The organism is Kitasatospora sp. NPDC023120 (assembly GCF_055560835.1).
Genome location: NZ_JBVHHY010000008.1, coordinates 54946 through 78596, shown reverse-complemented (window position 1 = coordinate 78596; position 23651 = coordinate 54946). Strand labels below are relative to the sequence as shown.

At 71.3% G+C, this 23651-nt stretch carries 24 protein-coding genes; 4 read left to right on the top strand and 20 right to left on the bottom strand.

All coding sequences use genetic code 11. The features are described 5' to 3' along the window. The first annotated feature begins 1 nt into the window (after position 1). Complete coding sequence (locus ACZ3TI_RS13790) at positions 2–769, top strand: ABC transporter permease (RefSeq protein ID WP_465726407.1); 768 nt, start codon at positions 2–4, stop codon at positions 767–769. 31 nt (positions 770–800) lie between these two features. Here the strand turns inward: ACZ3TI_RS13790 and ACZ3TI_RS13785 are convergent, their stop codons facing one another. Then, positions 801–1124 (bottom strand): ATP/GTP-binding protein, encoded by a 324-nt coding sequence (locus ACZ3TI_RS13785; protein ID WP_465726406.1) that lies wholly within the window; start codon positions 1122–1124, stop codon positions 801–803. 391 nt (positions 1125–1515) lie between these two features. Between ACZ3TI_RS13785 and ACZ3TI_RS13780 the strand changes: the two genes are divergently transcribed. Further along, positions 1516–2664, top strand: coding sequence for an LLM class flavin-dependent oxidoreductase (locus tag ACZ3TI_RS13780; protein ID WP_465726568.1), 1149 nt, complete (start codon positions 1516–1518; stop codon positions 2662–2664). A 109-nt stretch (positions 2665–2773) separates the two neighbouring features. Here ACZ3TI_RS13780 and ACZ3TI_RS13775 read toward each other — a convergent pair whose 3' ends face one another. Further along, the gene (locus tag ACZ3TI_RS13775; protein WP_350575982.1) at positions 2774–3166 is read right to left on the bottom strand and encodes an SCO5389 family protein; all 393 of its coding nucleotides are present in this window, start codon (positions 3164–3166) and stop codon (positions 2774–2776) included. Between the two features lie 482 nt (positions 3167–3648). Between ACZ3TI_RS13775 and nucS the strand changes: the two genes are divergently transcribed. Then, positions 3649–4308, top strand: a complete 660-nt coding sequence (gene nucS / locus ACZ3TI_RS13770) for an endonuclease NucS (protein ID WP_030235828.1) — start codon at positions 3649–3651, stop codon at positions 4306–4308. A gap of 4 nt (positions 4309–4312) precedes the next feature. Here nucS and ACZ3TI_RS13765 read toward each other — a convergent pair whose 3' ends face one another. The 5 genes from ACZ3TI_RS13765 to ACZ3TI_RS13745 all read right to left on the bottom strand — a co-directional run bounded on the left by ACZ3TI_RS13765 (position 4313) and on the right by ACZ3TI_RS13745 (position 10510). Then, complete coding sequence (locus tag ACZ3TI_RS13765) at positions 4313–6580, bottom strand: ATP-binding protein (RefSeq protein ID WP_465726405.1); 2268 nt, start codon at positions 6578–6580, stop codon at positions 4313–4315. 283 nt (positions 6581–6863) lie between these two features. Then, positions 6864–7187, bottom strand: a complete 324-nt coding sequence (locus tag ACZ3TI_RS13760) for an STAS domain-containing protein (RefSeq protein ID WP_465726404.1) — start codon at positions 7185–7187, stop codon at positions 6864–6866. A 354-nt stretch (positions 7188–7541) separates the two neighbouring features. Further along, on the bottom strand, positions 7542–8411 hold the full coding sequence (locus ACZ3TI_RS13755; protein ID WP_465726403.1) for a 3-hydroxyacyl-CoA dehydrogenase family protein: 870 nt from the start codon (positions 8409–8411) through the stop codon (positions 7542–7544). A gap of 249 nt (positions 8412–8660) precedes the next feature. Continuing rightward, a complete protein-coding gene (locus tag ACZ3TI_RS13750) occupies positions 8661–9311 on the bottom strand; it encodes a response regulator (RefSeq protein WP_465726402.1) in 651 nt (216 codons plus the stop codon). After that, positions 9308–10510: a sensor histidine kinase gene (locus ACZ3TI_RS13745; RefSeq protein WP_465726401.1), complete on the bottom strand. Its 1203-nt coding sequence runs from the start codon at positions 10508–10510 to the stop codon at positions 9308–9310. The genes ACZ3TI_RS13750 and ACZ3TI_RS13745 overlap by 4 nt, the downstream gene beginning before the upstream one ends. Before the next feature lie 156 nt (positions 10511–10666). Here ACZ3TI_RS13745 and ACZ3TI_RS13740 point away from each other — a divergent pair, with 156 nt between their 5' ends. After that, positions 10667–11263 (top strand): hypothetical protein, encoded by a 597-nt coding sequence (locus tag ACZ3TI_RS13740; protein ID WP_465726400.1) that lies wholly within the window; start codon positions 10667–10669, stop codon positions 11261–11263. 8 nt (positions 11264–11271) lie between these two features. On the opposite strand, the gene ACZ3TI_RS13735 is transcribed toward ACZ3TI_RS13740, so the two are convergent. The 13 genes from ACZ3TI_RS13735 to ACZ3TI_RS13675 all read right to left on the bottom strand — a co-directional run bounded on the left by ACZ3TI_RS13735 (position 11272) and on the right by ACZ3TI_RS13675 (position 23578). Further along, a complete protein-coding gene (locus ACZ3TI_RS13735) occupies positions 11272–11844 on the bottom strand; it encodes a cob(I)yrinic acid a,c-diamide adenosyltransferase (RefSeq protein WP_465726399.1) in 573 nt (190 codons plus the stop codon). Between the two features lie 51 nt (positions 11845–11895). Beyond that, positions 11896–12396: a DUF2550 domain-containing protein gene (locus ACZ3TI_RS13730; RefSeq protein WP_030057523.1), complete on the bottom strand. Its 501-nt coding sequence runs from the start codon at positions 12394–12396 to the stop codon at positions 11896–11898. A 148-nt stretch (positions 12397–12544) separates the two neighbouring features. After that, on the bottom strand, positions 12545–12928 hold the full coding sequence (locus ACZ3TI_RS13725) for a F0F1 ATP synthase subunit epsilon (RefSeq protein WP_030282045.1): 384 nt from the start codon (positions 12926–12928) through the stop codon (positions 12545–12547). 184 nt (positions 12929–13112) lie between these two features. Next, positions 13113–14558, bottom strand: a complete 1446-nt coding sequence (gene atpD / locus ACZ3TI_RS13720) for a F0F1 ATP synthase subunit beta (protein WP_465726398.1) — start codon at positions 14556–14558, stop codon at positions 13113–13115. Positions 14559–14560: 2 nt separating this feature from the next. Then, a complete protein-coding gene (locus ACZ3TI_RS13715) occupies positions 14561–15475 on the bottom strand; it encodes a F0F1 ATP synthase subunit gamma (protein ID WP_465726397.1) in 915 nt (304 codons plus the stop codon). A 32-nt stretch (positions 15476–15507) separates the two neighbouring features. Then, a complete protein-coding gene (atpA, locus tag ACZ3TI_RS13710; RefSeq protein WP_465726396.1) occupies positions 15508–17082 on the bottom strand; it encodes a F0F1 ATP synthase subunit alpha in 1575 nt (524 codons plus the stop codon). A 156-nt stretch (positions 17083–17238) separates the two neighbouring features. Beyond that, complete coding sequence (locus ACZ3TI_RS13705) at positions 17239–18054, bottom strand: F0F1 ATP synthase subunit delta (RefSeq protein ID WP_465726395.1); 816 nt, start codon at positions 18052–18054, stop codon at positions 17239–17241. Next, positions 18051–18608 (bottom strand): F0F1 ATP synthase subunit B, encoded by a 558-nt coding sequence (locus tag ACZ3TI_RS13700; RefSeq protein WP_465726394.1) that lies wholly within the window; start codon positions 18606–18608, stop codon positions 18051–18053. Before ACZ3TI_RS13700 ends, ACZ3TI_RS13705 begins: the two co-directional genes overlap by 4 nt. Before the next feature lie 34 nt (positions 18609–18642). After that, positions 18643–18879, bottom strand: coding sequence for an ATP synthase F0 subunit C (atpE, locus tag ACZ3TI_RS13695; protein ID WP_030282059.1), 237 nt, complete (start codon positions 18877–18879; stop codon positions 18643–18645). Positions 18880–18970: 91 nt separating this feature from the next. Continuing rightward, complete coding sequence (gene atpB / locus ACZ3TI_RS13690) at positions 18971–19783, bottom strand: F0F1 ATP synthase subunit A (protein ID WP_465726393.1); 813 nt, start codon at positions 19781–19783, stop codon at positions 18971–18973. A 285-nt stretch (positions 19784–20068) separates the two neighbouring features. Continuing rightward, positions 20069–20512: a hypothetical protein gene (locus tag ACZ3TI_RS13685; protein ID WP_097236236.1), complete on the bottom strand. Its 444-nt coding sequence runs from the start codon at positions 20510–20512 to the stop codon at positions 20069–20071. A gap of 310 nt (positions 20513–20822) precedes the next feature. Beyond that, positions 20823–22100: an MraY family glycosyltransferase gene (locus tag ACZ3TI_RS13680; RefSeq protein WP_465726392.1), complete on the bottom strand. Its 1278-nt coding sequence runs from the start codon at positions 22098–22100 to the stop codon at positions 20823–20825. Positions 22101–22297: 197 nt separating this feature from the next. Continuing rightward, complete coding sequence (locus ACZ3TI_RS13675; RefSeq protein WP_465726391.1) at positions 22298–23578, bottom strand: serine hydroxymethyltransferase; 1281 nt, start codon at positions 23576–23578, stop codon at positions 22298–22300. Positions 23579–23651 lie beyond the last annotated feature (73 nt).

The window sequence follows — 23651 nt, the reverse complement described above, 5'->3', positions numbered from 1 at the left end:
GATGGCGTCCTTCCCCGCGGTCCTGCGCTCCGAGTGGACGAAGATCCGCAGCGTCCGCTCGACGGTCTGGACGCTCGCGCTGACCTTCGTCGTCACCGTCGGCATCGGCGCGCTGCTGTCCCTGCTCACCAACAACAACTTCACCGAGTTCCGCCGCAACGAGCAGACCCCGTTCGACGCCACCGGGACGGCCTTCGCCGGCATCATGCTCGGCGAACTGGCCATCATCGTCTTCGGAGTGCTGGCGATCGGCAACGAGTACAGCAGCGGCATGATCCGGGTCACCCTGGCCGCCGTCCCGCAGCGCGCCACCCTGCTCGGCGGCAAGGCGGCGGTGCTCGGCGCGCTCGCCCTGGTGGTCTCGCTGGTGACGGCCTTCGTCACCTTCTTCGTCGGCCAGGCGCTGCTCGGCTCGCACTCCACCACGCTCGGCGAACCGCACGTGCTGCGCGCGGTGTTCGGCGCCGCGCTGTACCTGACGATGCTCTGCCTGTTCTCGGCGGGCGTCACCACGATGCTGCACAACCAGACGCTCGCGCTCGGCGTGCTGGTGCCTTTCTTCTTCCTGCTCTCGCCGATCCTCTCGGCGGTGCCGAAGGTCAAGACCCTGGCCCACTACTTCCCCGACTACGCGGGCTCGCGGATGCTGCTGGTGTACGAGCAGCACGGCCAGCCGTACGGGCCGTGGGCCGGCTTCCTCATCTGCCTCGCCTGGACGGCCGCGGCCCTCGTCGGCGGCGCGCTGGTGCTCAAGAAGCGCGACGCGTAGGGGAGTTCGACGGGTCGGGCGGCACCGGTCCTCAGTACCGCGGAGCGCCGCGGCCCCGCAGGACGTTGGAGGCCCGGCGCTCCCGCGCGCCCCAGCACGCCCGGTGCCAGTGCCGCCGGTCGTCCACGCCCGCGCCGTGCATCGGCCAGGCCACCACGTGGCCCACCCCCGGCGGGATCTCCTGGTCGCAGCCGGGGCATCGGTAGGGCCGTCCCGAGGTCCCGGCGACCATCTGCACCACCCAGTCGTCGCCCTGGTAGCTCTCGGTGCGGCGCAACGAGCCGCCGAGCGGGGCGGCCGGCTCGGCGCTCTCGCGGGGGGCGGCGCTCTTGATCCGGTTGCGGCGCGGCGACACGGCGGACTGCCTCTCTTCCGGGGGCTCTGGGCCGTTCCAGCCTACGGCCGGTCAGCCCTCCGAATGGCCACTATCACGGCTCCGTCCGTCGCTCCGGTGTTTTTGCCGAGATCCACCCGATCATCGGGGAAATTCGGGACTCCGCGTGCCATTGGCACATGACATCGGATACCCACAAGGGGTAGAGGCGGGGCCCGCAGACCCTGCGCGCACCCGAGGAGGCCCAAGGATGACCAAGACCGGCGCCCATGCCGAGACCCGCCGACCCGTCGGGGTCCGGCCGCCCGCCCCCGGCCCGACGCAGGCCGCCGTCCCCCCGGTGACGGCCGTCGCGGGCGAGCCGCTGCCCTTGGCGCAGCGCGCGGGGGCGCTGCCGGCGGACACCGCGCCGGTGCGGGTCGGACTGTTCCTGCTGTCCGCGCAGTTCCCCGGGCAGAGCCACGGCGAGGCGCTGGAGCGCACCGTCCGGTCCGCCGTGGAGGCGGAACGGGCGGGCCTGGACAGCGTCTGGCTGGCCGAGCACCACTTCGTCCCGTACGGGGTCTGTCCCGACGCCGCGACGCTGGCCGCGATGCTGCTCGGCCGCACCCGCCGGATCGGCGTCGGCACGGCGGTCAGCGTGCTCTCCACCCGTCACCCGGTGGCGCTCGGCGAGCAGGCCGCACTGCTGCACCTGACCTCCGGCGGGCGCTTCACGCTGGGGGTCGGCCGCGGCGGGCCGTGGATCGACCTGGACGTCTTCGGCGACGGCCTCGGCGCCTTCGAGAACGGCTTCCCGGAGCGGCTGGACCTGCTGCTGCGCTGGCTGCGCGGCTCCCGGGTGGGCGCGGACGGCCCGCAGTTCGGCTTCCCCGAGGTGGCAGTGGTGCCGCGGGCCACCGAACCGGTGCGGCGGCCCGGCCTGAGCAGCTGGCTCGGCCTCGGCGAGCAGTCCGGCCGGGTGCGCTTCCCGCGCCAGCGGCAGGACGACGAGGGCCTCGGCGAGGAGCTGACCGTCACCGGACGCCCGGCGGCCGGTCCGCCGGTGGTGGTCGCCTGCACCTCGCCGAGCGGGGTGAAACTGGCCGCCGAGCGCGGTCTGCCGATGCTGCTCGGCATGCACTCCGGGGACGAGGACAAGCTGCGGATGCTGGAGCTGTACCGCAGCGCCTGGCTGGCCGCCGGGCGCAGCGAGGAGCAGCTGCGCCGGGTCGGCCGCCGGCATGTGGCGGCCGGGGTGGCCCAGGTCGACGACCGTGCCGCGGCGGCCCGCTCCACCCTGCTGAACGCGATGCCCGGCTGGTTCGAGTACGGGCTCGGCGCCCACCGCACCGTGGACGGCCGCGAGCGCAAGATGCGCGACCCGCGCGAGTACACCGAGCTCCTCTGCGACCTGCACGCGGTGGGCACCCCGCGGCAGTGCGCGGACCGGCTGCTGGCCACCGCCGAGCGGACCGGCATCCGCCGGTTCGCCCTGCTCGCCGAGGGCAGCGGCGACCACGAGGCGACCCTGCACAACATCGCCCGGCTCGGCGCCGAGGTGCTGCCGCAGCTGGGCTGAACGACCTGCACCCGGGCCGACCGAACCCGGGCCGCCACCCCTCCCCCCGGAGCGGGGGACGGGGCGGTCGGCGCCGCGGCGGCACCCGGACCGGTCGGATGCCGGGCGCTCAGCAGTCCCGCAGTTCCTCGGACTGGTTGAGCAGCTGCTCCCGGACGGAGGTGAAGCGCGTGATCCGCGCCTCATTGGCCTCCGACGGCAGGAACACCGCCACCCGGTGACAGTTCTGGAACGCCAGCCGCACGCCGAAGTGGCGCTGCAGGGCGCCCCGGATGGCATCGCTGGCGAGCGCGCGCAGCAGCTGGCCGCGGGCCTGCTCGCTGGGCGGCGGTACCTGGTTGTCGGCGAAGTCGGTGCCGTCGACCTTCGCCTGGGCGACCAGCGAGCTGATCAGGTCCCAGGCGTACGGCAGGGAGACGCGGACGCAGTCGACGAATTCCCGCTCGTCGACCTCGCCCCGCTCGGCCTTTTCCAGCAGGGCCGGTGAGACGTCGAGCGACATGGATTCTCCTCTCGCGGTCCACCCGCGCGGCGCCCGGGTGGTCATGCGTAGTCCAAGCTCAGATGAGGGTGCGCGACATCGCGTGTGGCGTCCGGAACACCGTGGGACGGGGGTTTCCGGCACCTTCGCGATCAGCGGCGACGGCACGGGACGTGACGTCCCGAACACCGACCGCGCTCAGAACAGCGTGGCAGTCAACGGCGGAGCAGGCCGGTCATTCCTGCGGATTGCTTGGGAAATACGCCATGGTGCACCAGATTGGCCGGATCCTGTCGGATCGTTCATCTGAAGTCTCCATCCCCGTTGACAGCGATCCCGCAAGCGTGCCGTCACACACAGTAGGGGCCTGATGGAGCGGGCGCCAGACCTCGACGGGACGGGAGCGCAATCGCGGAACCTCAATGTTCGCGGGGTTCGCGCTTTCTTCACCCCGTCGTCGCGGAATCGCATCAACTGGCCCCGGTGGGCTAGCGTGGTCGACCGTGCGTCTCGTAATTGCCCGCTGCTCAGTCGACTATGCCGGTCGGCTCTCCGCCCATCTGCCCTCCGCCACCAGGCTCATCCTGGTCAAGGCCGACGGCAGCGTCAGCATCCACGCCGACGACCGCGCCTACAAGCCGCTCAACTGGATGTCCCCGCCGTGCGCCCTCAAGGAGGCCGACGGGGTCTGGACGGTGGAGAACAAGGCCGGCGAGAAGCTCATCATCACGCTGGAGGAGGTGCTGCACGACTCGTCCCACGAACTCGGGGTGGACCCGGGGCTGATCAAGGACGGCGTCGAGGCACACCTCCAGGAGCTGCTCGCGGACCGGATGGAGGTGCTCGGCACCGGCTGGTCGCTGATCCGCCGCGAGTACCCGACCGCAATCGGCCCGGTCGACATCCTCTGCCGCGACGCCGACGGTGCCACGGTGGCCGTCGAGATCAAGCGCCGCGGCGAGATCGACGGCGTCGAGCAGCTCACCCGCTACCTCGAACTCCTCAACCGGGACCCGCTGTTGGCCCCGGTCAAGGGCGTCTTCGCCGCGCAGGAGATCAAGCCCCAGGCCCGCGTCCTGGCCACCGACCGCGGCATCGGCTGCGTGGTGCTGGACTACGACGAGCTGCGCGGCATCGACGACGACAAGCTCAAGCTGTTCTGACCGGTCAGGTCGGCCCCTGGGTCGGAGTAGCCGTACCGGTCGGGGTCGTCGGCGACGCTGAGGGCGACGTCGGCGGGCTGCTCGGAGGCGTCGCCGGCGGCGTCGTGGGGTGGCTCGGCACCGTCTTCGTCGGCTGCGGCTGGGTCGGCTGAGGCTGCCCCGGCTGCGGTGCCGGCGGCTGCGGCTGTCCCGGTACGGGCGGCTGCGGCTGCTGCGGGGCCTGCGACTCGGAGGCCCCCGGCGAGGAGCTCGGCTTCTTCGACGACGAGGCGCTCGCCGAGTGCGACGCGCTGCCGCTGACCGTCGGCTCCGGGCTGCCGCTCTGCGTCGCCGGGCTGCCCGGCGCCGTACCGGACGGGCTCGGGGAGGCGCTGCCGGAGGGCTGCGGGAACGGCGCGTCCTGGGTGCCGCTGCCCTGGTCCAGCCGCCCGCTGTGCGGGTCCTTGGGCTTGTGCTCGTCCGGCCCGGTGAGGCTCATCGCCACCGCCGTCCCGAGCACCCCGATGGTCAGTACGGCCGTGGCGACCACGGCCACCCGACGACGCCGGCTGGACTTCAGCCGGCGCGGCACCCTGGCCGCGATCTTGCGGATGACCGGCGCGCGGCTGGGCACCGGCGCGGCGGCCGGCAGCTGCCGCCCGTCGGCGCGCAGCAGGTCGAGCATCCGGCGCGCTGCGGCCACCCCGCGCTGCTCCCCCGCGGTCGCCCGCAGGGTGAGCGCGGTCTCCAGCTCCGCGACGGCCCGGGACGGCTGCTGGACGCAGATCGCGTGCACGCCCGCCTCGTGGTGGAACCAGGCCTGGTCGCTCGGCGAGCCGACCCGGCGGGCGGCCTCCAGGCCGAGCTGCAGCACCCGCTCCCAGGCGCCCCAATGCAGTGCCAGCGCCAGCGCGGGCGCCGCGGCCCGGGCGAGCCGGACCACCGCCTCGTGGCGTCCGGCGGTCCGGTCGGCGAGCAGCACGCCGATCACCACCTCGGCCTCGGCGGCGATCTGCTCCAGCGTCACCGAGCTGTGCCCGACCCACCAGGCGAAGTGCTGGGCGGCACCGTCCACGCAGCCGCGGGCCGGCCAGTGCGGCACGAGCAGTTCGAGCGCGCCGGCGGTCAGCCGGTGGTGCCCGCCGATGGACACCGTCAGCCCGGCGTCGGCGAGTTCGGCGAGGGCGGCCTCGCCCTGGCCGACGTCGATCAGCGCGGGGAGGTGCGGCGCGGTGGGGCACTCCCCGCCGAGCGCGACGGCGAGCCGCAGCACGGCCTGTGCGGGCTCGCTCAGCCCCTCGGCGAGCCGCACCGCGGGCGAGGCGGTCTCGGGGACCGAGGGCAGCGGGACGGTGTGGCGCAGCGCGTTCTCGCGGATCGCCGGGTCGGGGTCGCGGACGGGCCCCTCGACCGCGCCGAAGACGTCCATCCGGTCGTCCTCGGCGGCGACCAGCGCGTCCACCGCGACGTCCCGCTGGCGCAGCAGCGCGGCGGCCTGGACGAAGCGCAGCGGCAGTCCCTCGGACTCGAACCAGAGGTCGACCGCCCAGGCCTTCTCGGTGACGTCCAGGGGCCGCCCGGCCAGCCGGGCGGTGAGGGCGAGGCAGGCGGGGCGGGAGAGCCCGGCGACGAGGTGGTCGCGCATCCGGAAGCCTTCCGCGGGCGGCGGGCTGTCCGGGGCGACCGCGACCAGGAAAGCACAGCCGGGGGCGGCGGCGAGCAGCTGCTCCAGCTCGTCGCCGGAGAGGGTGGCGGCGTCGATCACCACGACCGCGCGGACCTCGGCGAGGTGGGCGGCCAGCTGCCCGGGGTCGGGCCGGTAGCCGGGGGCGTGGTGGGTGGCCGCGAAGAGGTCCTGGAGGAGGTCCGCGACGGTACGGCGGTGGCCGCAGAGCTGGACGACGCCGCCGGGGGCGAGGTCGGCGGCGGACTCCGCGACGGCCGACAGCAGCGCGCTGCGACCGGAGCCGGCCTGGCCGACCAGGCGTATCGAGCGCCCTTCGGCGAGCAGGCCGAGCAGTTCGGCGATGTCCGCCTCGCGGTCCAGCAGCGGCAGGTCGGCGGGCCCGGCGCCGAGCGCGAGCGGGCCGACCGCGCGGCCGACACCGCCGACCGGACCGCGGGCGGGCTCGCTGCGCTCGATCCGGCGCGGGCGGGGCCGCCACTCCTCGGGGCAGGGCCGGGCCTCGGATCCGTCGGGCGCGCCGACGCCCACCAGCAGGCCGCCGGAGACCAGTTCGCCGCTGCGGGCGCGGACGGCCTCCTGCCGGAACTCCCCGGATGGCTGTGCCACGTTCTGCTCCGCATCGTGCTCGGCCGCCGGCGTCCCGCGCCGACCGGCTGACGTTCCGGTCGCGGCCGCGGGCGGTCCCAGTACCTTCCGGCGGCCGTCTTCTGACGGGCAGACTCTTGCACATCCCGGCCCGCCCGTGCAGGGCGGTCCGGGGCCGACGGCCCTACGGGAGCGCTGACCAGCAGCGTTGCGGCCTGAGTTGCGGCGCGGGTTGCGGCCGGAGTCGCGTCGTGCGTTGCGGTGCGAGTCGCGTCGTGCGTTGCGGTGCGAGTTGCCGGGCGCGCTACAGCGCCATGCCGTGCGCCTCGGCGATCCCGCCGTCGACGGCCAGGATGCGGTGCAGCTTGGTGGCGACCAGCAGCCGCTGCAGCTGGGCCGGGACGGAGCGCAGCACCAGTCGGCGGCCGATCCGGCCGGCCCGCCGGTGGGTACCCATGATCACGCCGAGGCCGGTGGCGTCCCAGAACTCCAGTCGGGCGAGGTCGAGCACGAGGTCGCCGAGGCCGCCGTCAACCGCCTGGTGCAGCCGGGCCCGCGCGTCGGCGGCGGTGCGCACGTCGAGGCGGCCTTCGATGGCCAGCGCCCTGTGGTCGCCGGTGATGCGCACGCTCTCCTCCTTCGCCTGGACGGCCTGGTGCGGGGTGGGACTGCCCCGGCCGTACCGGGTGCGGGAGCTGGGTGTGCGTCCGGGCGGGCCGCAGCCCCACGCCCGGACCCGGTCGGAATGCCGGGTTCCCTCATCTGACGGCGAACCTGCTCCGCAGGTTGCTGGTTCCGGCCAGATCTGAAGCAACTTCACTCGTCCGAGGGAATATACGCAGGAAGTCTCCACACCTACGCTCGATTACCGCCCAAATCACCCGTCTGCGGCACCCGGCGTGAGGAAACTCACCCGACCCGGCGGAGCGGGCCGTGCGATGCTCCGATCGCACGGCCCGCCGGGTCGTTCAGCCCTGTCGGTTCACTTGCCTTCGTACGGGTAGAAACCGCGGCCGCTCTTGCGGCCCAGGTCGCCGGCGGTAACCATGCGGGCCATGATCTCCGGGGCGGCGAACTTCTCGTCCTGGGTCTCGGTGTAGATGTTGCGGGCGGCGTGCAGCAGGATGTCCACGCCGGTCAGGTCGGCGGTCTGCAGCGGGCCCATCGCGTGGCCGAAGCCGAGCCGGCAGGCGGTGTCGATGTCCTCGGCGGTGGCGACGCCCGACTCGTACAGCTTGGCGGCCTCGACGACCAGCGCGGTGATCAGGCGGGTGGTGATGAAGCCGGCCACGTCGCGGTTGACCACCACGACCTCCTTGCCGACGCCCTCGGCGTAGGCGCGGGCGGCGGCCAGCGTCTCGTCGCTGGTCTTGTAGCCGCGGACCAGCTCGACCAGCTTCATCATCGGGACGGGCGAGAAGAAGTGGACGCCGACGACCGACTCCGGGCGCTGGGTGACGGCGGCGATCCGGGTGATCGGGATGGCGGAGGTGTTGGAGGCCAGCACGGCGCCGTCCTTGGCGAGCTTGTCCAGCTCGCGGAAGACGCCCTCCTTGACCTCCAGGTTCTCGAACACGGCCTCGACCACGATGTCGGCCTCGGCGACGGCGCCCAGGTCGGTGGTGGTGGTGATCCGGCCCAGCGCGGCCTCGGCGTCCTCGGCGCTCAGCTTGCCCTTGGCGACGAACTTCTCGTACGAGGCGCGGATGCCGGCGAGGCCGCGCTGCAGCGCCTCCTCGGTGACGTCCCGCAGCACCACCGGGTGCCCGGCCTGCGCCGACACCTGGGCGATGCCGGCGCCCATCAGGCCGGCACCGATCACGGCGATCTGCTTGCTGGACGCATTGCTCATGGCTGGGTCTCCCGATGCCGTCGCCGCCCCGCGGGCGGGCCCTGAAGGCGGCTCAGGGCAGGGGTCACCGCCACGGAGCCGCGTCGCTCGTCGGGACTCTAATGCCCGAATGCCCCGTGCAGTAGCAATCGGGAGTGTGATCTGCAACCGACCTGGTCAGCCGCCCAAGTGGCGGATCGGACGGTCGGCCGGACGGCCGGGCGGCCGGGTGGTCAGGCGGTCCGGCGGTCCGGTCAGGCGGTCAGACGGTCAGACGGTCAGCCCGAGGTCCTGGGCCAGGATCGCCGCCTGCACCCGGCTGCGCAGCCGCAGCTTCGCCAGGATCCGGCTGACGTGTGTCTTGGTGGTCGCCTCCGCCATCGCCAGCCGGGCCGCGATCTCCCCGTTGGACAGCCCCGCTCCGATGCAGGCCAGCACCTCCCGCTCACGGGCGGTCAGCCCGGCCACCGCTTCCCGGGCCTCGGGCCCGACCGGCCGCTCCGGGCGGGCGAAGGTTCCGATCAGCCGCCTGGTCACCGAGGGCGCCAGCATGCCGTCCCCGCGCGCCACCGTGCGGATGCCCTCGACCAGGGTGTCCGCCTCCAGGTCCTTGAGCAGGAACCCGGCGGCGCCCGCCCGCAGCGCGCCGTAGACGTACTCGTCCAGGTCGAAGGTGGTCAGCACGAGCACCTGGGCGGCCCCGGCGGCGACCACCTCGCGGGTCGCCGAGACGCCGTCCAGCCGGGGCATCTGCACGTCCATCAGCACCACGTCCGGCCGCAGCTCCAACGCCAGCCGGACCGCCTCCTCGCCGTCGGCGGCCTGCCCGACCACCTCGAACTCCGGCTCGGCGCGCAGGATCATCACCAGCGCCGCCCGTACCGTCGCCTGGTCCTCCGCCACCAGCACCCGGATCGTCATGTCCGCCCCTCGCTCCCCTGCGCGCGCGGCAGCACCGCGCGCACGCTCCAGTACCCGACCTTCGGCCCGGCCTCGAAGCTGCCACCGAGCAGTCCGGCCCGCTCCGCCATGCCCACCAGTCCGGCCCGGGCGCCGGGCAGTCCGCGGCCCGGCTCGCCCCGGTACGGGCTGTCGACGGCGATCCGCAGCTCCTCCGGCCCGAACTCCAGCCGCAGCCGGACCAGTCCGGGCCCGGCGTGCTTGAGCGCGTTGGTCAGCGACTCCTGGACGATCCGGTACGCGGCCAGTCCGACCGGCACCGGTACGTCCCCGCGCTCGCCGTGCTCCGCCAGCTCGAAGTCCAGCCCGACGTCCTGGCCGGCCGCCCGGGCCTTGGCCAGCAGGGTGTCCACCGCGGCCAGGTCGGGTGCCGCGTACGACTCGTCGGCCTCTCCGCCGCCGCTGTCCCGGAGCAGTCCGATCATGCGACGCATTTCGGCCAATCCCTGGACGCTGTTCTCCCGGATCACCGCCAGCACCTCCACCAGCGGGTCGTCCGCGGGCAGGCTCCGGCGCTTCGCGACGGACTGCGCACCGGTGGCGTGGATCGCGATCGCCGACAGGTGGTTGGCCACCACGTCGTGCAACTCCCGTGCCATCCGCGCCCGTTCGGCACCGACCGCCTCGCGGCGGTCCATCTCCGAGAGCAGCGCGGTCTGTTCGGCCCGAAGCCGCTCGGCCTCCGCCTCCTGCCGGTGCTTGCGCACCACCTCGCCGGTCCACACCGGCGCCAGGAAGACCAGCGCGCTGAGCACCGCGATCAGCAGCCCGGCCGGGATGCCGCCGGCGTACCAGGCCAGGCTGGAGAGCACCAGCACGGTCGACCCGCCGGTCAGGTGCAGTACCCGCGACATCCGGGGGTTGCCGTAGATCACCGCCGCGTACAGCAGATCGGTGTACATGATCAGCGTCGCCACGAGGCTACCGGTGAACAGGCTGGCCGCGAAGGCCACCCCGCCGACCGAGACGGCGAGCACCGGCCTGGTCCGCCGGCACAGCTCCAGTCCGGCCATCACCGACATCGGCAGCACCACCGCCCACAGCGGCAGGCGGTCGGCGTTGTCGTACACCCGGAAGACGATCAGCACGGTGCCGCCGAGCAGCCCGCAGAGGGCGATCAGCCGGTCGAGGCGGTGCGGCGGGAGGGACGGAACGGGCACTCCCCCATCTCACCATCCCGGCGGGCCCGCCCGATTCCGGTCCACGGAGGAGCCCGCTACATCGAAAGGTGCAGGCCGGGACGGCACCGCACGACGACGACACCGGCGCACCCGCGTACGAGGCTCGATACACCGCCGAACACCCGGGAGCAGAACGTGATCGTCACCCTCATCGTCGCAGCCGAGATCTCCTGGTGGATCGTGCTCGGCCTGGCCCTCTCCGCCCGCTACCTGCTGCGGTGGCGCCGCACCAGCACCGTGCTGCTGCTCGGCCTCCCGGCGGTCGACCTCGCCCTGTACGCCCTCACCGTGCTCGACCTGCGGGGCGGCGCCGAGGCGAGCTGGACGCACGCGCTCGCCGCGAGCTACGCCGGCTTCTCCGTCGGCTACGGGCCCTCGCTGGTCCGCTGGGCCGACCGGCACTTCCTGCACCGCTTCGCCGGCGGCCCCAAGCCGCTGCCCTCGCCGAAGTACGGCCCGGAGCGGACCAGGTACGAGTGGCAGATCGCCGGCCGCACCGTCGTCTCCGCCGCGATCACACTCGGCCTGATCAGCCTGCTCGTCCCGCTCTCCGCGGGCGCCGCCCACTACGGCACCTTCGCCCAGTGGTACTGGCGGCTCGGCATCGCGGCCGTCGTGAACGTGGTCGTGGCCGGCTGCTTCTCCCGCTGGCCCAAGGAGGCGCCCGCCGGCGTGCTGGTGGAGAACGGCCGCGTGGTCGAGCAGGAGAAGAGCCCGGCCGAGCGGGTCTGAGACGGGCCCTAGCGGTTCTCCCCCGGCACCCAGAGCACGTCGCCGCGCTCCTTGTTGGCCACCCGGGCCAGGATGAACAGCAGGTCGGACAGCCGGTTGAGGTACTTCGCGGTCAGCGGGTTGACGGTGTCCCCGTGCTCCGCGATCGCCGCCCAGGTGGAGCGCTCCGCCCGCCGCACCACGGTGCAGGCCAGGTGCAGGTGGGCCGCGCCGGGCGTGCCGCCGGGCAGGATGAAGCTGCGCAGCTTCTCCACCTTCTCCAGGTAGTGGTCGCAGTCCCCCTCCAGCCGGTCGATGTAGGACTGCAGCACCCGCAGCGGCGGGTACTTCGGGTCCTCGACCACCGGGGTGGACAGGTCGGCGCCGACGTCGAACAGGTCGTTCTGGACCCGGACCAGCACCGCCGCCACGTCCTCGGACAGCGCCCCGACCGCGAGGGCCACCCCGATCGCCGCGTTCGCCTCGTTGGCGTCGGCGTACGCGATCAGCCGCGGATCGGTCTTGGTGGTCCGGCTCATGTCGCCGAGCGCGGTGGTGCCGTCGTCGCCGGTACGGGTGTAGATGCGCGTCAGATTGACCATGCGGCCACCCTAGCCCGGCAGGTTAGGCGCCGTTAACCCCACGAGCCGCCGCTACGCGACATTGACCCTCTGCCCGGGCGGGGCCGCCTCCAGCCAGGCCAGGAAGCCGGTCAGCGCGTCCTCGCTCATCGCCAGCTCCAGCGGCGCCCCGTTGTGCAGGCAGCGCAGCACCACCGAGCCGGAGAGCAGCGCCAGCTCCTCCTGGCCCTCCGGGTAGCGCCGGCCGAGCACCTCGATCTCCCGGCGCGGCAGCACCTTGCGCGGGCGCGGGGCGTACGAGAAGACCCGGAACCACTCGATGGAGTCGCCGCTGTACCGGCCGATACCAAAAACCCACCCCTTGCCGTCGGTCGGGGGGACCGGGGCCGAGGTGGGTTTGCCGTTCTCGTCGAGGTCGGGCTGCGTCGAGGCGTCGGCGGGCATTTTGAGCCGGTAACTGCAGTCGAACGTGCCGCCCACCCGCTGGATCAGGCGGCGGCGGACGGCGAAGGCCATCAGGCCGATCACACCCAGCGCCACGACCGCCGCACACACCACAAGCGCGAGGACCATGCTCACCTACCTCCTCGCTACCCGCGTTCCCCGTAGCGGTCGTATCAAGCGACCGCGCTGACCTACCAACTACGACGACAGTCCCGGGGTCACGCTCACGCGTCCCCGGGACCGTCGGTCGACCCCGCTAAGCCGGGGTCCGGCGCACTCAGGCGTGGGCCTTGAGGCCGCGCGCCGCGAACAGACGGACCTCGGCGCGACGCTCGGCGTGCGCGTCCAGGTCCGACTTGGCCTGCTCCAGTGCGCGCTCGGCACGCGCGACGTCGATCTCGTCCGCCAGCTCGGCGATCTCCGCGAGCAGAGACAGCTTGTTGTCGGCGAAGGAGATGAAGCCGCCGTGCACCGCGGCGATGACGGTCCCGCCGTCCACCGTGCGAATGGTGACCGGGCCGGTCTCCAGCACGCTCAGCACCGGGGTGTGGCCCGGCATGATGCCGGTGTCACCGGAGGCCGTACGGGCGACGACGATGGTGGCCGCACCGGACCACACCTTGCGGTCGGCTGCGACCAGCTCGACGTGCAGCTCAGCCAACGTGGGCTCCTAGGCTCATGCAACGCCCGATTACTCGGGAGTTTCGGTAAGAATAACGGCCCCGCACCTCCGGCATGAAACCGGCGGCACGGATTTGACCGGAATCACAGCCGATGCGACGCGAGGGGTGGGTCCCAGGGTTGGGGCCCACCCCTCACGGTCACTCAGCTGCTACCGGCCGCGATTACTTCTTCGCCAGCTCGGCGGCGTTCTTCTCGAGGTCCTCGATGCCACCGCACATGAAGAAGGCCTGCTCCGGGACGGAGTCGTACTTGCCGTCCGCGATCGAGTTGAAGGCCTCGATGGTCTCCGACAGCGGCACGGTCGAACCCTCGACACCGGTGAACTGCTTCGCCACGTAGGTGTTCTGCGAGAGGAAGCGCTCGATGCGACGGGCGCGGTGCACCGTGATCTTGTCCTCTTCGGACAGCTCGTCCATACCGAGGATGGCGATGATGTCCTGGAGGTCCTTGTACTTCTGCAGGATCCCCTTGATACGGACGGCCGTGTCGTAGTGGGTCTGCGTGATGTACCGCGGGTCGAGGATGCGGGACGTGGAGTCCAGCGGGTCGACGGCCGGGTAGATGCCCTTCTCCGAGATCGGGCGCGACAGAACGGTGGTCGCGTCCAGGTGGGCGAAGGTGGTGGCCGGGGCCGGGTCGGTCAGGTCGTCCGCGGGGACGTAGATCGCCTGCATCGAGGTGATCGAGTGACCGCGGGTCGAGGTGATGCGCTCCTGCAGGAGGCCCATCTCGTCGGCCAGGTTCGGCTGGTAGCCCACCGCGGAGGGCATGCGGCCGAGCAGGGTCGACACCTCGGAACCGGCCTGGGTGAACCGGAAGATGTTGTCGATGAAGAGGAGCACGTCCTGCTTCTCGACGTCACGGAAGTACTCCGCCATGGTCAGCGCGGACAGCGCGACGCGCAGACGGGTGCCCGGCGGCTCGTCCATCTGGCCGAAGACCAGCGCGGTCTTGTCCAGAACGCCCGAGTCGACCATCTCGTCGATGAGGTCGTTGCCCTCACGGGTGCGCTCGCCGACGCCGGCGAACACCGACACACCACCGAAGTTCTCGGCGACGCGGTAGATCATCTCCTGGATCAGAACGGTCTTGCCGACACCGGCACCACCGAACAGACCGATCTTGCCACCCTGGACGTACGGGGTGAGCAGGTCGATGACCTTGATGCCGGTCTCGAACATCTCGGTCTTGGACTCGAGGTCCTTGAAGTCGGGGGCCTTGCGGTGGATCGGCCACCGGACCTCGACCTGGGAGTCGAACTCCGCCTGGTCGACGTTCAGCACGTCGCCGAGGGCGTTGAAGACCTTGCCCTTGGTGATCTGGCCGACCGGCACGGAGATCGCGGCACCGGTGTCGGTGACCTGCGAACCGCGGACCAGGCCGTCGGTCGGCTGCATCGAGATGCCGCGGACCAGGCCGTCGCCGAGGTGCTGGGCAACCTCGAGGGTCAGGGTCTTCTTGCCCGTGCCGTCGGGGTTGTCCACCTCGACGTGCAGGGCGTTGTACATCTCCGGGATCGCGTCGACGGGGAACTCCACGTCGACGACCGGGCCGATGACCCGCGCGACGCGGCCCGTCGCCGTGGTCGGCTCAACAGTGGTGGTCATACTCATTCGCTCCCGCGGCTCGCGTCAGCGAGCGCGTTGGCGCCACCGACGATCTCGCTGATTTCCTGGGTGATCTCGGCCTGACGGGCCGAGTTGGCAAGCCGCGTGAGCGACTTGATGAGCTCGCCGGCGTTGTCCGTCGCGCTCTTCATCGCGCGGCGGCGGGCGGCGTGCTCGGAAGCGGCCGACTGCAGCAGCGCGTTGTAGATCCTGCTCTCGACGTACCGCGGCAGGAGTGCGTCGAGGACGCCCTCCGCCGACGGCTCGAAGTCGTACAGCGGGAAGATCTCCGACTTGGCCGGCGTCTGGTCGCTGAGCTGGACCTCGTCCAGCTTCAGCGGCAGCAGCCGGGCCTCCACCGCGTCCTGCGTCAGCATGGACACGAACTCGGTCGAGACCACGTGGAGCTCGTCCACGCCGCCGGTCTCGGCCGTGAAGGCCTCGATCAGCTCGGCCGCGACGGCCTTCGCGTCACCGTAGGTCGGCTTGTCCGAGAAGCCCGTCCACGAGTTCCCCACCGTCAGGTTGCGGAAGGTGTAGTACGACAGACCCTTCCGACCGACGATGTAGGTCACGACGTCCTTGCCCTCGCCGCGCAGGCGCTCGGTGAGCGTCAGCGAGGCCTTGATGGCGTTGGACGAGTAACCGCCCGCCAGACCGCGGTCCGCCGTGATCAGCAGGACCGCGGCACGCGAGGCGTTCGGGTTCTCGGTGGTGAGCGGGTGCTTGGCGTTGGACCGGGTGGCCACCGCCGTCACCGCCCGGGTGAGCTCATCGGCGTACGGAGCGGAGGCGGCCACCGCGCGCTGCGCCTTGCCGATGCGCGCCGCGGAGATCATCTCCATCGCCTTGGTGATCTTCTTCGTCGCGGTGACAGAGCGGATCCGGCGCTTGTAGACCCGAAGCTGTGCTCCCATGGGTCGTTACGTCCTTTCCCTCGCTACCGGACTCAGGCCTGCTCGGAGAGCAGCTTGCCGTCAGCGGTCTGGTAACCCTGCTTGAAGGCATCGATCGCGCTGGTCAGCGCGTCGACGGTGCCGTCGGCCAGCAGGCCGGTCTCGACGATGCCGGCGAGCAGGTCCTTGTGCTGCAGGCGGACGTAGTCCAGGAACTCGCGCTCGAAGCGGCGGATCTCGGCGACCGGGACGTCGTCCAGCTTGCCGGTGGTGCCGGCCCAGATGGAGACGACCTGCTCCTCGACCGGGAACGGCTGGTACTGGCCCTGCTTCAGCAGCTCGACCATGCGCGCACCGCGCTCCAGCTGGGCCTTGGAGGCCGCGTCCAGGTCGGAGCCGAAGCCGGCGAAGGCCTCCAGCTCGCGGTACTGGGCGAGGTCCAGACGCAGACGGCCGGCGACCGAGCGCATGGCCTTGATCTGGGCGGAGCCACCGACGCGGGAGACCGAGATACCGACGTTCACGGCCGGGCGGATGCCGGCGTTGAACAGGTCGGACTCCAGGAAGCACTGGCCGTCGGTGATGGAGATGACGTTGGTCGGGATGTACGCCGAGACGTCGTTGGCCTTGGTCTCGATGATCGGCAGACCGGTCATCGAGCCGCCGCCGAGGGCGTCGTTCAGCTTGGCGCAGCGCTCCAGCAGGCGGGAGTGCAGGTAGAAGACGTCACCCGGGTAGGCCTCGCGGCCCGGCGGGCGGCGCAGCAGCAGGGAGACGGAGCGGTAGGCCTCGGCCTGCTTCGACAGGTCGTCGAAGATGATCAGGACGTGCTTGCCGTCGTACATCCACTCCTGGCCGATGGCCGAACCGGTGTACGGGGCGAGGTACTTGAAGCCGGCCGGGTCGGAGGCGGGAGCAGCCACGATGGTGGTGTACTCCAGCGCGCCGGCCTCCTCCAGGGCGCCGCGGACGGACGCGATGGTGGAGCCCTTCTGGCCCACGGCGACGTAGATGCAGCGGACCTGCTTCTCCGGGTCGCCCGAGCGCCAGTTGTCACGCTGGTTGATGATCGTGTCGACGGCCACCGCGGTCTTGCCGGTCTGGCGGTCGCCGATGATCAGCTGACGCTGGCCGCGGCCGATCGGGGTCATCGCGTCGATGGCCTTGATGCCGGTCTGCAGCGGCTGCTTGACCGACTTGCGGGCCATGACGCCGGGGGCCTGCAGCTCCAGGGCGCGACGGCCGCTGGCAGCGATCTCGCCGAGGCCGTCGATCGGGTTGCCCAGCGGGTCCACGACGCGGCCGAGGTAGCCGTCGCCGACCGGAACCGAGAGGACCTCGCCGGTGCGGCGCACGGTCTGGCCCTCTTCGATGCCGCCGAACTCACCGAGGACGACCACACCGATCTCACGGGTGTCGAGGTTCAGCGCGAGGCCGAGCGTGCCGTCCTCGAACTTCAGCAGCTCGTTCGCCATGACCGAGGGCAGGCCCTCGACATGCGCGATGCCGTCCGCCGCGTCAGTGACCGTGCCGACCTCTTCCACAGAAGCGGCGTCCGGCTGGTACGACTGGACAAAGTCGGCCAGCGCGTCCCGGATCTCCTCCGGACGGATCGTAAGCTCCGCCATCAGGCTTCCCTGCTCTCCTAGTTTGCGATCCTCGGCCCGCCATTGAGGGCCGCAAGTATTCGACTCTCGGCCGGGTCTTCCGAACCGGCCGTACGATTTGCCGGCTCCTTGGGGAGCCGGTTTCCCGACCGAGGGTCGGATGTGCTGCTTCGGTGCTCAGCCTTCGAGCGACTGGCGAGCGCCCTCGAGGCGGCTCGACACGGTGCCGTCGATGATCTCGTCGCCGATCTGCACCCGGACGCCGCCGACGACCTCGGGGTCGACGTCGATGTTCAGGTGGACCTGGCGGCCGTACATCCGGCCCAGAGCACCGGACAGGCGCTCCTTCTGGGTGTCCGACAGCGGCACCGAGGTGGTGACCAGGGCCACCACGCGGCCGCGGCGCGCGGCGGCGAGCTTCGAGTAGGACTCGAGGCCCTGCTCCAGGCTACGGCCACGCGGCACGTTGACGAGGGCCGTGACCAGCCGGACGGTGCCGGCGTTGGCGCGGCCGCCGAGCAGCTTCTTGATCAGCTCGGCCTTCGCGACGGCACCGGCCTTCGGCTCGGTCAGCGCGGCGCGCAGCTCGTGCGAGCCGCTCACCACCCGGCCGAAGCGGAAGAGCTCGTCCTCGACGTCGTCCAGGGAGCCGGCCTTGTCCGCGGCGATGATCTCGGCGTAAGCGGCGAGCTCCTCGGTCGCGTCCACCAGGTCGCGCGAGCCCGACCAGCGGGAGCGGACCAGACCGGAGACCAGGTCGACGGCCTCGCCGGAGACCTGACCGGTCAGCAGCGAGGTGACCAGCTGGGCCTTGTCCTGGCCCGACCGGGACGGGTCGGTCAGGACTCGGCGCAGCGACACCTCACGGTCCAGCACAGCCGTGACGGCGGTGAGCTCCTCGGCGAGCTTGGCCGCGTCCACCGAGGTGGAGTCGGTCAGGCTCTCCAGGTTCTGCCGGCCCGCGGCGAGAGCCTCGCGGCTGGCGCCGATCACTTGGCCGCACCCTGAGCAACGGTGGCCTTGGCCTCCAGCTCGTCCAGGAAGCGGTCGATCACACCGCTCTGCCGGGCGTGGTCCTCAAGGGACTCACCCACGATGCGGGACGCCAGCTGGGTGGCCAGCGAGCCCACGTCCTGGCGCAGGGCGGCAGTCGCCTGCTTCTTGTCCGCCTCGATCTGGGCGTGACCCGCTGCGACGATGGCCTCGCGCTGGCGCTGGCCCTCCTCGCGCATCTCCGCGAGCTGGGCGGCGCCCTGCTCGCGAGCCTGCTCGACAATGCGGGCGGCCTCGTGGCGCGCCTCGGCAAGCTCGGCACGGTACTGCTCAAGCACGGCCTGGGCCTCGGCCTGAGCGGCCTCGGCGCGCTCCATGCCGCCCTCGATGGCGTCCCGGCGCTCCGACAGCACCTTCTCGATGCTGGGAAGGAGCTTCTTGCCGAGCAGACCGAAGACGATGAAGAAGCAGAGCAGGCCGATGATGATCTCGGGCCAGTTGGGGAGGAGAGGGTTCATCTTCTCCTCGGCCGCGAGCTGAGCCGCGATGCTCATATCTGGACCTTCCTCGAAAGGGTCTGCGGCAGGGTTACTTGTTGCCGAAGACGAACGGCATGACGATGCCGATGAGGGCGAGCGCCTCGGTCAGCGCGAAGCCGATGAACATGTTGGAACGGATGAGACCGGCGGCCTCGGGCTGACGGGCCATGGCCTGGACACCGTTACCGAAGATGAGACCGACGCCGATGCCGGGGCCGATGGCGGCGAGGCCGTAGCCGATGGAGGCGACGGAACCGTAGACAGTGCCCTCAGCGAGGATGCTCATTGACGTTGTCCTTTGCAGGGTGGTGAACCGGTGGTGATTGGCCACCGGGCGATCCGGGAGGTGGTTCGGGGCGGGGGCGGAGCCCCCGGGCTCAGTGCGACTCTTCCAGGGCACCGGCGATGTAGCTGCTGGCCAGCATCACGAAGATGTAGGCCTGCAGGAACTGGACCAGCAGCTCGAAGGCGGTCAGGGCAACGGCGACGACGAACGAGGCCGAGCCGTACAGCGCACCCAGGGTCGGGCTGAGCAGGTACCAGGAGGCGATGGAGAACATCACGATCAGCAGGTGGCCGGCGAACATGTTCGCGAAGGCTCGGACCGCGAGCGTGAAGGGGCGCACGAAGATGTTCGAGAAGAACTCGATCGGCACCAGGATGAACATGACCCAACCGGGGATGCCCGAGGGCCAGCACAGGTTCTTCATGCCGCCGACGAAGCCGTGCTTCTTGAAGGTCAGCGTCATGTAGGTGACCCACACGACCGCCGCGAGGCCGGCCGGGAACGCGATCGCCGCCGTCACCGGGAACTGCGCAAACGGGATGATCGACATGATGTTCATCAACCAGATGAAGAAGAACATCGAGACCAGCATCGGGACGTACTTCTCGCCCTTCTTGCCGATCGTCTCCAGCACGATGGAGCGCTTGACGAAGTCGTAGCCGATCTCGCCGACCAGCTGCAGCTTGCCGGGGACCAGGCGGGGCTTGGCGAACGAGGCCCAGAAGAAGACGACCACCAGCACTGCGACGATCATCGACAGCAGCATCGGCTTGTTGAAGTAGAAGCTGCCGATCTGGAAGATCGGCTTGAAGTCGAACTCGTTCAGACCCGGGGCCGGGAAGCCGCAGCCAGCATCCCCGAAGTGGCAACCGCCTGAGGCGAGGGACGTGAGGTCAGAACTCACCACGGACTCCTTCGTCGTGACGCATGGATACGGCAACCTCGGTGTGTCGGCGTGGCCTGAGGCCACGGAGCGGCACTGGAACTTGATGGGTTTCTCGCCGACCCCGCGCGGCAGTGGACTGCACCACAGCGGGATCATCGAAGACTGCGCGGATCCGGGGGGCGATCCGTCCGCTACTCGGACAGACCAGGCCTCTTCCCGTACTCCGTTGTTGCGACGGACGATAGCAGCCCGTCAGTGCGGCATAAACACCGCCCCCCTCGTTGGGGGGACAGTGAGGCCTCGTCACTGTTGACGCCCCTTGTCGGAGGGCTTGTCGTCCTTGTTTTCCGAGGCGTCGGTGTCGACGTAGAAGGTCTTGGCCTTGAGCGCGCCGCGCACCTGGAAGCCCGTCCAGATCAGGGCGCAGCCGAGCAGCGTGAAGGCGAACGCCTGTCGGTTGAACAGTTCGGTGTTCTTGAACACCGCGAGCACGATGCCGACCAGCAGGATCTGCGTGGTGTAGACGAGCAGCCCCGCGGCCATCATCATCTGCGGGTTCGACCTGGTCAGCCGGTCGAGCGCGATCTGGCCGAAGCTGAAGAAGGCCATCACGAGCACCGCGCCGAACAGGGCGCCGAGCAGCCCCTTCCCCTGGGCGACGGCATAGGAGATCGCCATGGCGATGATCCCGGCGACCGCAGTGGGAATCGCGGCGCCTCGGAGGATCCGGGCGTCGTTGGACGGCATGTCGGCAGCTCCGGCGGCATGTCGATGTGGCAGGGGACGGGCACAGCGGTGGCAAGTGACACCGACCGAGGCATCGCCGCCGGGCCGCCCGCGGGGGACGGCGGGCCGGTCGAGGGACACCGACAGGGACGGACGTCATCCACCTGTCAGGTCTTTCGGCGTGTTCTCGGTACTCGTGAACGGTATCACAAACTATTTGATGAGAGCTTTACCATGAATGTGTGGCACCTGTCACACCGACGGCGCAGCGAATCCGCCGTACGGGTGAAGCCAATTGACCGATCGTCAACTCACCTGCCAGCGGCGGACGTCAGCGACGGCCCCCGGCCGGACCGTGGTCGGCGGGCTCGGACGAGTCCCGGCTGGCTTCACCCAGGAGTTGCTTGTCCTTCGCCGAGAGTTCGGCCATCGGACCGGAGGGCTGGCGGCGGTAGCGCGGCGGGACGAAGGACTGCACCGCCCGCGGGGCGCGCGGCCGGAACCGCGGGGTGAGCAGCACCACCAGGCCGACCAGGCAGAGCCCGGCGAGCGTCAGGACCACCGTGCGGCCGGTGTTGGTCACCGAGAAGGCCACCGTGCCGAAGGCGATCAGCGCGGCCCAGAAGTACATGATCAGCACGGCCCGGCTGTGCGAGTGCCCGACCTGCAGCAGCCGGTGGTGCAGGTGCCGCTTGTCGGCGGCGAACGGCGACTGGCCGGCCCAGGTGCGGCGCACCACCGCGAGCAGCAGGTCGGCCAGCGGCAGCGCGATGACCGTCAGCGGCAGCAGCAGCGGGATGTAGATCGGCACCAGGGCGTGCACGGTGGCGGTCTGCGAACCGGTCTCGTTGTTGATCAGGTCCGGGTCGACGCGGCCGGTGATGGAGATCGCGGCCACGGCCAGCATCAGGCCCAGCATCATCGAGCCGGAGTCGCCCATGAAGATCCGCGCGGGGTGCATGTTGTGCGCCAGGAAGCCCAGGCACATGCCGATCAGCAGCACGCTGAACAGCACGGCGGGGGCCGCGTCGGTGATCGCGTAGCCGTACCAGAGCCGGTAGCTGTACAGGAAGAACGCCATCGCGGCGATGCAGACCATGCCACCGGCCAGACCGTCCAGGCCGTCGATGAAGTTCACCGCGTTGACCATGACGACGACCAGGGTGACCGAGATGACCATGCCCTGGGTCGGGCTCACCGCGACCGCGCCGACGCCGGGCACCGGGAGGGTGATCACCGTGACGCCCTGCCAGACCATCACACCGGCGGCGATCATCTGGCCGCCGAGCTTCACCAGCGCGTCCACGCCCCACTTGTCGTCGAGCACGCCGAGCAGCCACATGATCCCGGCGCCGGACAGCAGCGCGCGGATGTCGGTGCCCTGGCTGAACACCTTGCTCAGGTTGTCGAGTTGCGAGGCGACCAGGATGCCCGCGCAGAGCCCGCCGAACATCGCGATGCCGCCGAGCCGCGGGGTGGGCTCGCGGTGCACGTCGCGGGCGCGGACCGGCGGCATGGCGCCGGCCGCGATGGCGAACTTCCGGACCGGGCCGGTCAGCAGGTAGGTGACGGCGGCGGTGCAGAACAGCACCAGCAGATACTCACGCACCACTGGCCTCCTGCATCACTGTCGAACGGGGAAGTACCGAAGGTACTCCCCTGCCTTCCCGGGGTTCGAGGTGCGTCGCCACGGCACACACCTTATTGAGTCGGACGCCGGGGACGTGCATCGCGGTTCGTCCTCCCGGGTAGGAGATCCGGATGCCCGTGGACGGACGGCTGGACGGACGGCTGGACGGACGGTGCTCAGGCCCGGTCGGCGAACGCCCGTGCGAGCTCCCGGACCCGCTCCGCGACCGGCGCCACCGTTCCTCCGGCGAGCACCCGGGCGATCAGCCCGGCGATCTCGGACAGCTCGGCGGCGCCCATCCCCTGGCTGGTCACGGTGCCCGTCCCGAGCCGGATCCCGGAGGCCTCGGCGGGCGGCGCCGGGTCGAACGGCAGCGCGCACTTGCCGAGCAGCAGCCCGGCCGCCGAGCAGCGCCGCTCGGCCTCCGCTCCGGTCACCCCGAGCGGGCTCACGTCGGCGGTCACCAGGTGGGTGTCGGTACCGCCCGTCAGAGGGCGTATACCGGCCTCTGCGAGCCCCTCGGCCAGGACCCGGGCCCCGGACACCACCTGCTCCGCGTACGCCCGGTAGGAGGGCGTGGAGGCCTCCGCGAGGGCGACCGCCTTGCCGGCCACCTCGTTCATCGCCGCGCCGCCCTGGCTGAACGGGAACACCGCGCGGTCGATCCGCTCGGCCAACTCCGCGGTGCACAGCAGCAGGCCGCCGCGCGGGCCGCGCAGCAGCTTGTGGGTGGCCGCCACGGTGACGTCCGCGTACGGCACCGGGGAGGGCGCCACCCCGGCCGCGACCAGTCCGGTGGTCTGCGCGGAGGAGGCGATCAGGTAGGCGTCCACCTCGTCGGCGATCTCCCGGAAGGCCGCCCAGTCCGGGTGCCGGGGGTGGGAGATCGAGCCCGCCACGATCGCCTTGGGGCGGTGCAGCCGGGCCAGGTCGCGCACCTGGTCGAGGTCGATCAGCCCGTCGTCCTCGCGCACGCCGTAGCCGCTGAAGTCGAACCAGCGGCCGGAGAAGTTGGCGCGGGAGCCGCAGCTGAGGTGCCCGCCGTGCTCCAGCGACATCGCCAGCACCCCGTCACCGGGCTTCAGCAGCGCCGCGTAGGCCGCCAGCATCGCCGAAGTCACCGACCGGGGCTGGACGTTGGCGTGCGGGGCGGCGAACAGCTGACGGGCCCGGTCGATCGCCAGCAGCTCGGCGGCGTCCGCCAGCGCGCAGCCGGTGTGGTGCCGGCGCCCGGGGTAGCCCTCGGCGTACTTGTCGATCAGCGGGCCGGTGAGGGCCGCCAGGACGGCCGGGGTGGTGAGGTTCTCCCCCGCCAGCAGCTGGATCGTTTCGGCGCGCCGCTCGGCCTCCGCGGCCAGCAGGTCGGCCAGCTGCGGATCCGCCCGGTGCAGGGCCTCGGACGCCCAGGGGCGCCCGTTCGTCGCGGTCGGGCCGGTCGCGGCATCGGTGACGGTCATGGCGGGGCTCCCGGGCGCTGCGGGGACGGTGCGTCCAGCGTAGGACCGCCACCGTCGCCCGGCCCGCCGAAAC